Origin of the sequence: Pseudomonas sp. JDS28PS106, from assembly GCF_036706555.1 — a bacterium.
Lineage (GTDB): Bacteria > Pseudomonadota > Gammaproteobacteria > Pseudomonadales > Pseudomonadaceae > Aquipseudomonas.
In genome coordinates this window covers 38,016-50,428 of the sequence record NZ_JBAJGT010000011.1, presented here as the reverse complement: position 1 = coordinate 50,428, position 12,413 = coordinate 38,016, and the positions used below count along the sequence as shown (strand labels likewise).

Genomic DNA, 12,413 nt, shown 5'->3' with positions numbered 1-12,413 from the left:
CTTCACTGTGCCGGTACAGGATCGGTGGAATGGGTTTGAGCGCTCGCGCGCTGATGCCGCACTGCGCTTTCCAGGGCGTGGGCGATGCGCTCGGCGCGCAGGGCCAGCAGCGAAAATGACTGGCTGTCGCTGATCCCGTGGCTGCGCTCGGACAAGCCGTTCACCCAGATCCGCGCGTCGCAATCGGGACGGGTCGCAACGCTGTAGTCACGGTCGATGAGCAGGCCGCCATCGCGGTCGGCCTCCAGCCAGGGTTGCAGACCGGCCAGCAATGGCGGCACCAGCAGCTGCTGGTAGCCAGTGCCCAGCACCACGGCATCGACGTCCAGGGTCTCGCTGCGGCGGCTGAAGGTATCGGTCAGCACAACGCGGTAGCCCTGCGCGATCGGCTGAATGTCGGTCAGGGTCCGGTAGGCGTGGGTGTGCAGGCGCTGCCTACCGGCGATGCGATCCTCGTAAACGACCGAGAACAGCTTCTGGCTTTCGTCGGGGTCGATGCCCGCGTAGTTGGTCGAACGGCTCCATTCCAGAAAGCGATGGCGGTCCGTGGCTTCAAGGCTGTGGAAATAATCCACGTGGTCCGGCCCGAACACCCGGTTCGGGAACTGCCCTAGCTGGGTAAGTTTGAAGCCTGCCGAACGGTGCACCGAGTGCACTTCAATCTCTCGGTCGCGCCCCAGCAGCTCCAGTACCGATTCGCTGGCGCTCTGGCCGGAGCCCAGCACCAGCCAGCGCTTGGGCAAGGCTTCGCCGAACGCGCCCAGCCGGGTCAGGAACTGCGAGGTATGAAACAGCGTCGGTCCGAGCAATGGCGCGAAGCAGTCGGGAATCCGCGGCGTGCTGCCGCTGGACAGCACTAGATTGCGCGTGATCAGCGTCTCCTGAGGCGTGACCACCTTGATCGCGCTCAGGCGGCCCTCGCTCAGGACCGGCAGCAATTCGCTCACCGGCGTATCGAAGCGCGTATCGGCGTCCACCTGGCAGGAGACCCAGGCAATGTAATCGGACCATTCATGGCGGCTGGCGGGACGTCCCAGCAGGCCGAAATCGAACAGCCGTCCTTTAGCCTTGAGGTACATGGCAAAGGAAAAACGACTGCGAGGATTGCGGGGCGTCACCAGATCGCGCAGGACATGGTGGTTGATGTCGGTCCCCTCCAGCAGCAGCTCCGGATGCCACCGAGTATCCGGGGCGGCTTCGAAGTAGCGCAGGTCGAGTTCCCCCAGCGGCTGATCGGCCTCGCGCGCGTCCTGCACCACGCAGGACAAAGCGATGCCTGCCGGACCGAAGCCGATACAGACGGCGTCGCAGGCGTGAGTGTTGAGTGTCGGATAGGTCATGAGTCTTCATCCCTGGAAGTGAGGCAGAACAGTTGTCGGGGTACGCACGGGGTCGGGCGGTCGGCGGGGATCAGCCCGGTTTCGCCGATCCGCCAGATTCGGGTGAAAGCGTCAGGCCGCTCGCCACGTTCGAATGCGACTGCGCCGGACGGGGTCTCGAAACGGGTCTCGCGCAGTGCTTCGATCAGGCAACTTGCGCGCCTGGCGCCCGTCGCCAGCTGACCGACGACGTGAAGCGCGAGCAGGCTTTCCCGGTAATAGGTGTCGGGGTCTTCGGCGAAGAACCCGCGGTGCAGCGCTGCCGTTGGGCAGTGCGGCGCCTCGCGATGCCCGAAGCCGATGGCATAGATGTCGCGGTCGCAGGGCGGCGCATGGCCCAGGCGCGGGGTGGCCGCATCATCGGTCAGCACCAGCGGTCGGGTGCTTCCGGCCAGACGCCGGGCGTGCCAGTGCTGGCGACTGGTGCGCAGGCGACCGGCGAAGATCTCCACCTGTGCCTGCTCTCTGAGCGAGACGTGGCGCAGGCCGGTGTTTTTTGCAGCCTGTTTCAGGGCCTCGGCCAGCGCGCGACCGTGGGCGCTGTCGTCGCTGTCGATATGCACCACCTGCCAGCGCCGCGTCTTCAGCCAGCCGGCCAGATCCGCCGCCAGTCGGCGGTCGCAAGGACAGAAGCGGAAGACGTTGTCGTGCTCCAGCGTCAAGCGATCGAGGGTGGCCGCCGGCGTCAGCAGCGCGATGCCGGCCTGTCGATAAAGCCCGGCGGCCGCGACTGCCGCGTCCGAGGAGAAATGCCCGATGACGACGTCCGCGCCCCAGTCGATGAAACGCCGAGCCACGTCGGCGCCCCGAAGCGGATCGGCGCCATCGTCAAGAAAGTGCCACTGGACGTTGTGCAGGCCTTTGACGAAGTTGCGCGCCACCCACAGCGCTCGCATGAACGTCCGGGCATGGGGCGTGTCGGCCGGGTCGAACAGCGCGCTGACGCCCACACGCAGCGGTACTTGAGCAGAGGAAGCCGTACTCATGGCCGCCCTCCTTGCCTGTCGGGCGTTTCCATCAAGCGTGCCGGCGACACGCCTGGCCATTCGACTCCCGGCGCCTCGCCCGACAGGTGACAGCGCAGCTGCCCGGCGGCCAGTTCGGCAATGGCAGGCGCCAGTTTGAACCCCACGCCGGACAGTCCCGTGGCGATGTACAGCGGACTTGCCTGGTCGAGAAAGCCGACCAGGGGCCGCCCGTCCGGGCTGTAGCCGTCGAATCCCGCCAGCACGTCGATCACCTGATGTTCGCCCGCGCCAGACAGACACCCGATGCGCGCGAGGCCATCCGCCGCATGCTGCTCATTGGGTGTCGGGAGCCCGGTCGGGCAGCTTGCCACGGCTCGCGGTTGGCAACCGGTCTGCACCAGCCGCGCCGCCAGCGGAATGCCGTAGCTCTGGCTAACGGCATCGATGACCGGCAACGGCCAGGGCTCGGCACTCCGCACTCGCGCCAGCGGAATGGAGCGTACTTCCAGGCCGCCGGGCAGCCATCGCCCGCTCCAGGCCCCGGTCGCAATGACCACCGCGCGGCAGGTCAGGCTGTTAGTGCCCACATTCACGCGCGCTTCATGGCGAGACAGCCAGTCGATGGCCGTTACCTCGGCATGCTCCAGCAGCAAGCCGCTGCGCCGCACCTGCCCCGCGAGCGCTGCCGCAGCCTGGCGTACATTGCCGACCCAGGCATGCGGCTCGAACAGATCGATGCGCTCCTGATCGGCCGGTAAAGACGGATACAAGGCGGCCAGTTGCTGCCGATCCAGCAGACGCAGCGGATACCGCTCAGAGCCGTAGCGTGCGATGGCGTCTTGCATCGAATCCAGCGCTTGCGGTGCCGCGCGGTATAGCATGCCGGTGCGCTGCAACGCGGGTGTGTAAGCGCTGGCGAAAGGCTCGTCATTCAGCAGATCGATCGAGCGGGCCGCCAGCGCCATCAGCAGCGGATCATCGTCATACAACCGCAGCAAACCGCCAGAATGGCTGCTCGCGCCGCTTGCTCCTGCCGTTCCCCGCTCGATCAGCGCGACCGACAGACCCAGATGCGTGAGTTTCGCGGCGATACTGGCGCCGATGATTCCAGCGCCGATCACAACGACTTGATAGTCCATGGACATGGTCGTGCATCCGTTCAGATGGAATATTCGGCGGCGGAACCGGACATCAGGGTGGCGTTCACCCGGTCCTCCGGCAGCGCGAACGCGCTGACGATGCGGGCCGATGTCTCGGGGATCAGCGACTTGCCGGCCATGGCGATGAATGCGGCCAGATGCTGCGCGGGGCGTCCGTCCGCCAGCCGGACTCGCGCCATGGCGATGGCGTCCAGCAGCACTTGCGCCATGCCCTTCATCGAAAAGTGCTCAGGGTCGACTGCCCTGCTCCAGCGCACGCGCAGGGCTTCCAGAAGCCCGGCATCCGGTCCGCACGAGCCGGCCCACCAGTCGCGAGGGCCGTTGCGGCCCGCTTCGAGCAGGGTCGGGAAAAAATCGTCGAATATTTCGGCGCGCCATTGCAGGAACTGGCCTAGGCGGAAATCGCCCTCGCTCTGTTCCGGCGCCACGCTTGCCAGATACAGACGGGCGCTGTCGGCGCAGGCCTGTCGGGCCAGATCGGCGACCCAGATCGCGTGGTTGCGGCTGGTCGACAGATTCAAGCCGTCCAGTTTGAGGAACTGATTGGGCATGAAGCGCTGCTGGACATTCAGTTCGGTGAGGACAGAGAGCTGCGCCGGATAGACGATGGCATGGCTGAATACGCAGTCGAAGCCGAGAAAGTGCACCAGGTTGCCCTGCCCTGACTGCCAGAACTGACGGAACAGCTCGGGCTGCCCGCTATTGGCGGCGTATTCGCGGAACGCCGCCAGATAGCCGGCCAGGCCCATGAACCAGGTGTGGACCCGGCAACTGCCATCCGCCGCGAGGTCCAGTCCGCCGTCCTCCGGGCGGGTTACGCCCCAGTCGTGCAGATGCGTCAGGGTCTCGCGCAGCCACGTGTTGAGCGGGGCTCGCCAGGTGCGATTCAGCAGCCGCTCACGCAGCGCCGGTTCGAAGGCGGCCAGCTTGAGAAAGGCCCGTCGGGTGTTCTTCCACTCGGACGGCCTGCTGCACAGCTTGCAGCGCAGGTCGGTCATCAAGTGAGCGTCGGGTGCCTGAGCGCAGCTTTCGCACTGGCTGGCATCCGAATCGGCGCCGCAGTAATTGCACAGACCACGGGCGAAGGCTTCGTAGCCCCAGACTTTGCAATCCGGACACCAGGCTTCTTGGGATTCGCGATAATCGATAAAGCCGGCGTCCTGGAGTGCGCCGAATACCTCGGTTACTGCTTGCGCGAACCAGGGATTGTCGTAGGGGCGCATCCAGTGATCAGGCCGAATCCCGACCGCCGCCAATGAAGCTTCGATACGGTCGGTATTGCGCCGCGCCAGACTAACCGGGTCTTCGCCGGTTTCCAGCCCTTTGCGCAGCATGTAGGACTGGTAATCGTCGGAATACGACAGCAGCACGCACTCATGCCCCAGCTGGCGTTGAACACGGGTGAACACGTCCGCGGCCAGGAACGGCCCGGCGATATGACCAATGTGCAGATCGCCGTTGGGCGTGGGCGGAGTGATGGTGACAATGAACCTAGTCATGGAGGCACCCCGTGGTTTCGCTGTGCTGCGCCACGAAAGCATTCACATGGTTCATGTCCCACCAGATCACGTAGAAGTGAAAATCCTCGGCGGTGTCGTTGATGACGTAATGGTCGGTGTGCTTGGGGATTGCGGCGATATCGCCGGCGGCGAACGTCATTTCACGGTCGCCGACCACCAGTCGGGCAGCCCCCTTGATGGCAATGAAGATTTCCTGATCGATCTGGGTGTGCGGCTCGCTGCGCGTGCCGGGACGCACCACACACCAGCCGCCCGCGAACGGCATCGGGTAGCCCTGCCAAGGCAGCAGTCGGCTGCCGTCCAGGCCATATTCGTGAACCAGAGTGTCGAAGTTGATCCTGCGGTGAATGTCGAACTGTTCCATGCTCAGACCCGTGCGTGATTGACCGGGTCAGGATGGAATTTCGCGGCGGCGTCGGCTATTCGATCCATCGATACTTCAGTTGCGACGAATCGAATTTCCGGATGGCGGCCGACAGGCCCTGGATCATGTTTGCGGGGATTGAGTGGCGGGGGAAATGGATAGCAAGCTACCAATGGCGATAGTCACTATCAATGCTGGTGATAGTCATTCGCGATCACACGGTGTTAACGTTGCCGGCGATGGTTGAACACGTCTTTGTCCCCCGCGAATCCGCATCGCGGGCACATGAATACATGCTCTTCTTCATCATTCCTTTGGTTAGATCTTTCAGGCCGTCGCACCTTGTGCAGCGGCCTTTTTTTATCCCGGTCGAGGTAGGCCTAGCGGGCGATATCGACCACCAGCCGGCCCCGAACCTGACCGGCAATCAACTGCGGGGCCAGATCGATGACCTCTGACAAGCCCACTTCGCGGCTGATCAACGCCAGCAAGCCGGGATCGAGATCACGGGCCAGCCGAGACCAGGCCTCGAGGCGGTCGGCGGTGGGTCGGGTCACGCTGTCGATACCGGCCAGGGTTACGCCGCGCAAAATGAAAGGCGCCACCGAGCCCGGGAGTTCCATGCCCTGGGCCAGACCGCACGCTGCAACGATCCCCCGGTAACGGATCCCCGCGCAGACGTTCGCCAGGGTATGGCTGCCGACCGAGTCGATGGCGGCCGTCCATTGCTCGCGGGCTAACGGCCGGCCCGGCGCGGACAGGCTCGCGCGGTCAATGATGCCGGTAGCGCCGAGTTGCCGCAGGTAATCGCTCTCCTGCGGTCGGCCGGTGGACGCGATTACGTGATATCCGAGCCGTGCCAGCAGCGCGATGGCGAAACTGCCCACCCCGCCGTTGGCGCCGGTGACCAGAATTTCGCCGTCCTCGGGTTTGACGCCGTGACGTTCGAGCGCCAGCACACTGAGCATCGCGGTATAGCCGGCCGTGCCGATCGCCATGGCTTGCGCGGCGCTGAACGCGTCGGGCAAGGGAATCAGCCAGTCGCTCTTGAGACGGGCCTTTTCGGCAAGACCGCCCCAGTGCGACTCACCTACGCCCCAGCCATTGAGCAGTACCGCCTCGCCGGCCTTGAAACGCGGCGACTCGCTGAATTCGACGATGCCCGCCAGATCGATTCCCGGTACCATCGGGAAGGTGCGAACGATCGGACTCTGGCCGGTCAAGGCCAAAGCGTCCTTGTAGTTCAGGGTGCTGTGGGATACCCGGACCGTCACATCGCCGGCTGGCAGCGATGCCTCGTCGATGGAGGTCAGCCGGGCCTGATAGCCCTGCTCGTCCTTGTCGATCAGAATGCCTTTGAACATGTCGCCTCCGGTTTTAGACCGATCGTTTCAATCGGGTCACTGCGGCAGACCGCGCAGGAACCCGGCGATGAAGGTATTGAGCGGCGCGTCGTTTCTGACCAGCCGCGCGCGAAGCACAGCGCCTTCCCAACCGATCCAGAAGAAGGCGGCCAATTCGGCGCAATTGGCTTGCCGACCGAGCTCGCCAACCTGCTGCGCGGCTTGCAGACAACGGGTCAGCTTCGCCTGCCAGTCAAGAAAGATGGTTTCCAGCGGATCGCGAAAGGCTTCAGGCAGCAGGCTGATTTCCTGGCCCATGTTGCCGACCAGACACCCACGGCGGTAGTCGTGCCGGGCCATGCCAGCCTTGGCGCTCTGCACGAAACCAACCAGCCGCTCCAGTGGCGACAGGTTCTCGTCGAGCAGCCACTGGTCCAGGCGCTCGGCGAAGTAGCGCGCGTATTCATCGAGCACGGCCAAGCCAAACGCCTGTTTGTTCTCGTAGTAGTGATAGAAGGAGCCTTTCGGCACGCCCACCTGCTTGAGCAGGAAATCCAGGCCAGTGCTGGTGAAGCCCTGCTCGGTCATGATTTCCAGGCCGCGACGCAACAGCACCTCGCGGGTTTCCTGAGGAGCGCGATCTATCTTCGGAGGACGCCCGACGCGTCTTGGCTTGGGAGTAGATTCAGTCATGGCGCCATGATTAGACCGATCGTTTTTATTGTCAATCGCCAATCGTGACATCGGTCTCGATTTCGGCGCTGGACTGACGGGGCCGGCTGGTTCAATGTGATCAGCCACGCCTTGCCCGGAGCCTGTTCCATGACCCTTTGGCCGGATCGCCGCCTGCTGGACCTTTTCAAGATTGAACTGCCCATTCTACAGGCGCCGATGGCTGGCGCGACCGGGTCGGCCATGGCCATCGCCGTGGCTGAAGCCGGCGGGCTCGCCTCCCTGCCCTGCGCGATGCTCACCCACGAGCAGATCCTCGAAGAAGTCGCGACCTTCCGCCAGCACAGCAGCGCGCCACTCAACCTGAACTTCTTCTGCCACACGCCGCCCTCGTACGACAGCGACCGCGCGGAACGCTGGAAGCAGGCGCTCAAGCCTTACTATGAAGAGTTGCAGGCCGACTTCGACGCCCCGACGCCGGTTTCCAACCGGGCGCCGTTCGATGAAGCCGCCTGCGCGCTGGTCGAAAGCCTGCGGCCCGAGGTGGTCAGTTTTCACTTCGGCCTTCCCGAAGCAGGGCTGCTGCAACGGGTACGCGCCACCGGCGCCCGAATCATCTCCTCGGCGACCACGGTGGACGAAGCGCGATGGCTTGAACGCCACGGTTGCGACGCCATCATTGCCATGGGCTACGAAGCAGGCGGCCATCGAGGCATGTTTCTCAGCGAAGAACTGCATACGCAGGTGGGGACCATGGCCCTGGTGCCGCAGATCGTCGACGCGGTCAAAGTCCCGGTCATTGCCGCGGGCGGCATCGCTGACGGTCGGGGTATCGCGGCGGCATTCATGCTCGGCGCATCCGGCGTCCAGATGGGAACGGCTTATCTGTTCTGCCCTGAAGCCAAGGTCAGCCAGCCACACGGTCGAGCGCTGAGGGAAGCCACGGACAGTCAGACCGCCGTCACCAACCTGTTCACCGGCCGCCCGGCCCGGGGCATCGTCAACCGGATCATGCGCGAGATCGGACCGATCAGTCCCCTCGCGCCGGCTTTTCCGCTGGCGGGCGGCGCTCTGATGCCGTTACGCGCGGCCTCCGAACCGTCCGGCAGTGGCGACTTCATGAACTTGTGGGCAGGCCAGGCCGTCGGCATCAAACACGAGCTTTCAGCCGCGCAACTGACACGCCTGCTGGCGGAACAAGCGCTGCAACGACTTGGACGCGGCTGACGCGGCGCTTCCATCGGAGCAGGATATCGCTATATATTCTCGTATATAGCGATTGGCCGCCCAGGCCTCTATTCCCCTGCCCCAGGATTCTCTGATGAAAGCCCCTGCCCTGCGCAACGCCCTGTTTTTCGCCTGTTCCGTCTTGATGTCAGGCGCCGCGCTGGCCGATGAAGTACAGGTCGCGGTCGCCGCCAACTTCACCGCGCCGATCCAGGCCATCGCCAAAGACTTCGAGAAAGACACCGGCCACAAATTGGTGGCGTCGTTCGGCGCGACCGGCCAGTTTTACGCACAGATTCGCAATGGCGCGCCTTTCGAAGTATTCCTGTCCGCCGACGACACGACGCCGGCCAAACTGGAAAACGAAGGCGTAACCGTCAAGGGCTCGCGCTTCACCTATGCAACCGGGACGCTCGCGCTCTGGTCAGCGAAGCCGGGATACGTCGATGACAAGGGCGAGGTGCTCAAGGGTCAAAGCTATCAGCACCTGTCGATCGCCAATCCCAAGGCGGCGCCCTACGGGCTGGCCGCTACCCAGGTGCTGGACAAGCTGGGGCTGACCCAAGCGACCCGCTCCCGGCTGGTCGAAGGCCAGAGCATCAGCCAGGCCTACCAGTTCGTTTCCAGCGGCAACGCCGAACTGGGCTTCGTGGCATTGTCGCAGATCTACAAGGACGGCAAGCTCACCCGCGGCTCGGCCTGGGTCGTGCCCGCCGAGCTGCATGACCCGATCCGCCAGGACGCGGTCATTCTCGACAAGGGCAAGGACAATCCGGCCGCGCAAGCGCTGGTCGACTATCTCAAAGGTCCGAAGGCTGGGGAAATCATCAAGTCGTTCGGGTACCAGCTGTAAATGCACCTGAGCGACGCCGACTTCGCGGCGATCTGGCTGACCCTGAAACTGGCGTCGCTGACTACCCTGATTCTGTTGGTCATTGCGACGCCCATCGCCTGGTGGCTCGCTCGGACCCGTTCCTGGCTCAAAGGGCCGGTCGGTGCCGTGGTGGCCTTGCCGCTGGTGCTGCCGCCCACGGTCATCGGCTTTTATCTGTTGCTGCTGCTGGGGCCCAATGGTCCGGTCGGGCAACTTACCCAGAGCCTGGGGCTAGGAACCTTGACCTTCAGCTTCACGGGTCTGGTGATCGGCTCGGTGGTGTACTCGATGCCCTTTGTCGTACAGCCACTGCATAACGCCTTCGCGGCCATCGGCTCGCGCCCGCTGGAAGTCGCCGCGACGCTGCGAGCCGGGCCTTGGGACACGTTCTTCACCATAGTCCTGCCCCTCGCCCGGCCTGGCTTCGTGACCGGCGCGATCCTGGGTTTTGCTCATACGGTCGGCGAGTTCGGCGTGGTGCTGATGATCGGCGGCAACATTCCTGACAAGACCCGGGTGGTGTCCGTGCAGATCTTCGACCATGTCGAGTCCATGGAATACCTGCAAGCCCACTGGTTGGCCGGCGCCATGCTGGTGTTCTCGTTTGTGGTGCTGCTGGCACTGTATTCCAGCAACAAGACCAGCACCGGATGGCGCTGAAAGCTGCAAGATGAGAGTCTGACCATGACAACGCAAATCCACGTTCGCCTGCAGATGAGCTACCCCGACTTCGAGGTGGATGTCGATCTGCATCTGCCGGGTTCAGGGGTTACAGCGCTGTTCGGACCGTCCGGCTCCGGCAAGACGACTTGTCTGCGCTGCATTGCAGGTCTGGAACGCGCGCGGCATGGCGTGATCCAGGTCAATGGCGAGTTCTGGCAGGACACCACGTGCGGCCTGTTCGTGCCGCCGCACCAGCGCCCCATCGGCTATGTGTTTCAGGAAGCCAGCCTGTTCAGCCACCTGACGGTGCGCGGCAACATGGCATTCGGTCTGCGCCGCATACCCCGCGCGGACCGTCATCTGCAACTCAACGATGCTGCCGCGCTGCTGGGCGTGGACCATCTACTGGACCGGCGCGTGGACGGGCTGTCCGGCGGTGAGCGCCAGCGGATAGGCATCGCCCGCGCCCTGCTAACCAGCCCGCGCCTGCTGCTGCTCGACGAACCGCTATCCGCCCTGGACAGCCGTCGCAAGGGCGAGATCCTGCCCTACCTGGAGCGTCTGCATAACGAGCTGAACATTCCGATGCTTTACGTCAGCCACGCCCAGGACGAAGTCGCCCGGCTGGCCGACCACATCGTGCTGCTCGACCAGGGCAAGGCCCTGGCCAGCGGGCCTATAGGCGAAACGCTGACCCGCCTCGATTTGCCGCTGGCCCAAGGCGACGACGCGGGCGTCACCATCGAGGGCACCTGCGTAGCCTACGACGCGCAGTACCAGCTTTTAAGCCTGGCGCTGCCCCATAGCGAGCTGTCGATCCGGGTGGCCCACCAGCGGATCGACGCGGGCAAGAACCTGCGTATCAAAGTGCAGGCGCGGGACGTCAGCCTCAACCTGCAGGCTGAGGCCCACAGCAGCATTCTCAACCGTCTGCCGGTGACCGTGACCAACAGCGTCTCCGCAGACAACGACGCGCATGTGATCGTGCAACTGGACGCCGGCGGCACGCCGCTTCTGGCGCGTATCACGCGCTATTCGTTCGATCAGATGCAGATTCAAACCGGCCAGCGCTTGTGGGCACAAATCAAGGCGGTGGCCGTGCTTGCCTGAGGCCCGCAAAAATTCCGGCACCAATCGAGGGCCGCAACGGTCAGTGTGATTAACCGCATCTGGATTTTTGCCATGCCCGACTCGACCGAGATTCTCCCCGACCTTCCGGACCTGCATTACGTAGACGATACCCAGCCAGGTTTCACTCGCCGCCTACTGCGAGGCAAGTTCGCCTATTTCGACACCGAGGGCAAACGCATACGCGATCAGGCCGAGATCAAGCGCATCAACGGCCTCGCCGTTCCGCCGGCCTACACCGATGTGTGGATCTGCGCGGACCCGGCCGGCCACTTGCAGGCCACCGGACGCGATGCCCGTGGTCGCAAGCAGTATCGTTACCACCCGCGCTGGCGTGAAATCCGTGACCAGAACAAATACGCGCGCCTGATCCAGTTCGGGCACGCCTTGCCCAAAGTGCGCAAACAGATCGAAGCGCAGCTCGCGCAACCCGGCATGGGCCGGGAAAAGGTTATGGCAACCGTGGTTTCCCTGCTCGATGCCACCTTGATCCGGATCGGCAACAGCCAGTATGCCCGGGAGAACCGCTCCTACGGCTTGACGACCCTGCGCAGCAAGCACGTCGAAGTGCGTGGCGGAAAGATCCTGTTCGAGTTTCGCGGCAAGAGCGGAGTCGAACACAGTGTCAGCGTCAACGATCGACGGCTGGCGAACGTCATCAAACGCTGCATGGAACTGCCGGGACAAAACCTCTTTCAGTACCTGGATGACGACGGCGTCCGACACAAAGTGACCTCGTCGGACATCAACGCCTACCTGCACAGCCTGACCGGCGCGCACTTCACGGCCAAGGACTACCGGACCTGGGCGGCCAGCGCCATGGCATTGGCGACCCTGCGCAAACTGCATTGGGAGCCGGAAGCCGACGCCAAGCGGCACATCGTCGAAATGGTCAAGGAAGTCTCGCGACTGCTGGGCAACACGCCGGCGATCTGCCGCAAATGCTACATCCATCCTGCCGTGCTCGAAGGCTTTCTGATGGGCAGTCTGGCTAAATTGCCAAGGATCCGGCAGCGCAAGGGTCTGCGCGAAGAAGAAGTCGCGCTCGCCAGTTACCTCAGGGCACTGGCAGAGAAGGTCGAGGAAGTCATCGAAGAGTCCACTGCATAAAGTAG

General features: G+C 63.9%; 12 protein-coding genes. 5 read left to right on the top strand and 7 right to left on the bottom strand.

From position 1 onward, the window contains the following. Positions 1 to 2: 2 nt before the first annotated feature. The 7 genes from TRP66_RS17700 to acuR form a co-directional block, all read right to left on the bottom strand. The gene (locus TRP66_RS17700) at positions 3 to 1,340 is read right to left on the bottom strand and encodes a lysine N(6)-hydroxylase/L-ornithine N(5)-oxygenase family protein (protein ID WP_333405147.1); all 1,338 of its coding nucleotides are present in this window, start codon (positions 1,338 to 1,340) and stop codon (positions 3 to 5) included. Further along, positions 1,337 to 2,365, bottom strand: a complete 1,029-nt coding sequence (locus TRP66_RS17695; RefSeq protein WP_333405145.1) for an ABC transporter substrate-binding protein — start codon at positions 2,363 to 2,365, stop codon at positions 1,337 to 1,339. The genes TRP66_RS17700 and TRP66_RS17695 overlap by 4 nt, the downstream gene beginning before the upstream one ends. Further along, the gene (locus TRP66_RS17690) at positions 2,362 to 3,492 is read right to left on the bottom strand and encodes an NAD(P)/FAD-dependent oxidoreductase (RefSeq protein WP_333405144.1); all 1,131 of its coding nucleotides are present in this window, start codon (positions 3,490 to 3,492) and stop codon (positions 2,362 to 2,364) included. Before TRP66_RS17690 ends, TRP66_RS17695 begins: the two co-directional genes overlap by 4 nt. 14 nt (positions 3,493 to 3,506) lie before the next feature. Continuing rightward, entirely contained in the window at positions 3,507 to 5,006 is a 1,500-nt protein-coding gene (locus tag TRP66_RS17685; RefSeq protein WP_333405142.1) for a methionine--tRNA ligase, read from the bottom strand. Continuing rightward, positions 4,999 to 5,391 carry a cupin domain-containing protein gene (locus tag TRP66_RS17680; RefSeq protein ID WP_333405140.1) on the bottom strand — a complete coding sequence of 131 codons (393 nt, stop codon included), beginning with the start codon at positions 5,389 to 5,391 and terminating at the stop codon, positions 4,999 to 5,001. Before TRP66_RS17680 ends, TRP66_RS17685 begins: the two co-directional genes overlap by 8 nt. Before the next feature lie 380 nt (positions 5,392 to 5,771). Continuing rightward, positions 5,772 to 6,755, bottom strand: coding sequence for an acrylyl-CoA reductase (NADPH) (gene acuI / locus TRP66_RS17675; RefSeq protein ID WP_333405138.1), 984 nt, complete (start codon positions 6,753 to 6,755; stop codon positions 5,772 to 5,774). 36 nt (positions 6,756 to 6,791) lie between these two features. Continuing rightward, positions 6,792 to 7,427 (bottom strand): acrylate utilization transcriptional regulator AcuR, encoded by a 636-nt coding sequence (gene acuR, locus TRP66_RS17670; RefSeq protein WP_333405136.1) that lies wholly within the window; start codon positions 7,425 to 7,427, stop codon positions 6,792 to 6,794. A gap of 129 nt (positions 7,428 to 7,556) precedes the next feature. On the opposite strand from acuR, the gene TRP66_RS17665 reads away from it, so the two are divergent. The 5 genes from TRP66_RS17665 (at position 7,557) to TRP66_RS17645 (ending at position 12,408) form a co-directional block, all read left to right on the top strand. Next, a complete protein-coding gene (locus TRP66_RS17665; RefSeq protein ID WP_333405134.1) occupies positions 7,557 to 8,633 on the top strand; it encodes an NAD(P)H-dependent flavin oxidoreductase in 1,077 nt (358 codons plus the stop codon). Between the two features lie 94 nt (positions 8,634 to 8,727). Further along, the gene (modA, locus tag TRP66_RS17660) at positions 8,728 to 9,486 is read left to right on the top strand and encodes a molybdate ABC transporter substrate-binding protein (RefSeq protein WP_442965218.1); all 759 of its coding nucleotides are present in this window, start codon (positions 8,728 to 8,730) and stop codon (positions 9,484 to 9,486) included. After that, positions 9,487 to 10,167 carry a molybdate ABC transporter permease subunit gene (gene modB, locus TRP66_RS17655; protein WP_333405132.1) on the top strand — a complete coding sequence of 227 codons (681 nt, stop codon included), beginning with the start codon at positions 9,487 to 9,489 and terminating at the stop codon, positions 10,165 to 10,167. A 24-nt stretch (positions 10,168 to 10,191) separates the two neighbouring features. Then, positions 10,192 to 11,280 carry a molybdenum ABC transporter ATP-binding protein gene (gene modC / locus TRP66_RS17650; RefSeq protein WP_333405130.1) on the top strand — a complete coding sequence of 363 codons (1,089 nt, stop codon included), beginning with the start codon at positions 10,192 to 10,194 and terminating at the stop codon, positions 11,278 to 11,280. Positions 11,281 to 11,352: 72 nt separating this feature from the next. Then, complete coding sequence (locus tag TRP66_RS17645; protein WP_333405128.1) at positions 11,353 to 12,408, top strand: DNA topoisomerase IB; 1,056 nt, start codon at positions 11,353 to 11,355, stop codon at positions 12,406 to 12,408. Positions 12,409 to 12,413: the final 5 nt, after the last annotated feature.

Excerpts from the sequence above, each read along its gene's own strand:
- TRP66_RS17695 (WP_333405145.1), bottom strand. The coding sequence starts at position 2,365 with ATGAGTACGGCTTCCTCTGCTCAAGTACCGCTGCGTGTGGGCGTCAGC.
- modA (WP_442965218.1), top strand. The coding sequence starts at position 8,728 with ATGAAAGCCCCTGCCCTGCGCAACGCCCTGTTTTTCGCCTGTTCCGTC.
- TRP66_RS17700 (WP_333405147.1), bottom strand. The coding sequence starts at position 1,340 with ATGACCTATCCGACACTCAACACTCACGCCTGCGACGCCGTCTGTATC.
- TRP66_RS17665 (WP_333405134.1), top strand. The coding sequence starts at position 7,557 with ATGACCCTTTGGCCGGATCGCCGCCTGCTGGACCTTTTCAAGATTGAA.
- acuR (WP_333405136.1), bottom strand. The coding sequence starts at position 7,427 with ATGACTGAATCTACTCCCAAGCCAAGACGCGTCGGGCGTCCTCCGAAG.
- modC (WP_333405130.1), top strand. The coding sequence starts at position 10,192 with ATGACAACGCAAATCCACGTTCGCCTGCAGATGAGCTACCCCGACTTC.
- modB (WP_333405132.1), top strand. The coding sequence starts at position 9,487 with ATGCACCTGAGCGACGCCGACTTCGCGGCGATCTGGCTGACCCTGAAA.
- TRP66_RS17645 (WP_333405128.1), top strand. The coding sequence starts at position 11,353 with ATGCCCGACTCGACCGAGATTCTCCCCGACCTTCCGGACCTGCATTAC.
- TRP66_RS17685 (WP_333405142.1), bottom strand. The coding sequence starts at position 5,006 with ATGACTAGGTTCATTGTCACCATCACTCCGCCCACGCCCAACGGCGAT.
- TRP66_RS17690 (WP_333405144.1), bottom strand. The coding sequence starts at position 3,492 with ATGTCCATGGACTATCAAGTCGTTGTGATCGGCGCTGGAATCATCGGC.
- TRP66_RS17680 (WP_333405140.1), bottom strand. The coding sequence starts at position 5,391 with ATGGAACAGTTCGACATTCACCGCAGGATCAACTTCGACACTCTGGTT.
- acuI (WP_333405138.1), bottom strand. The coding sequence starts at position 6,755 with ATGTTCAAAGGCATTCTGATCGACAAGGACGAGCAGGGCTATCAGGCC.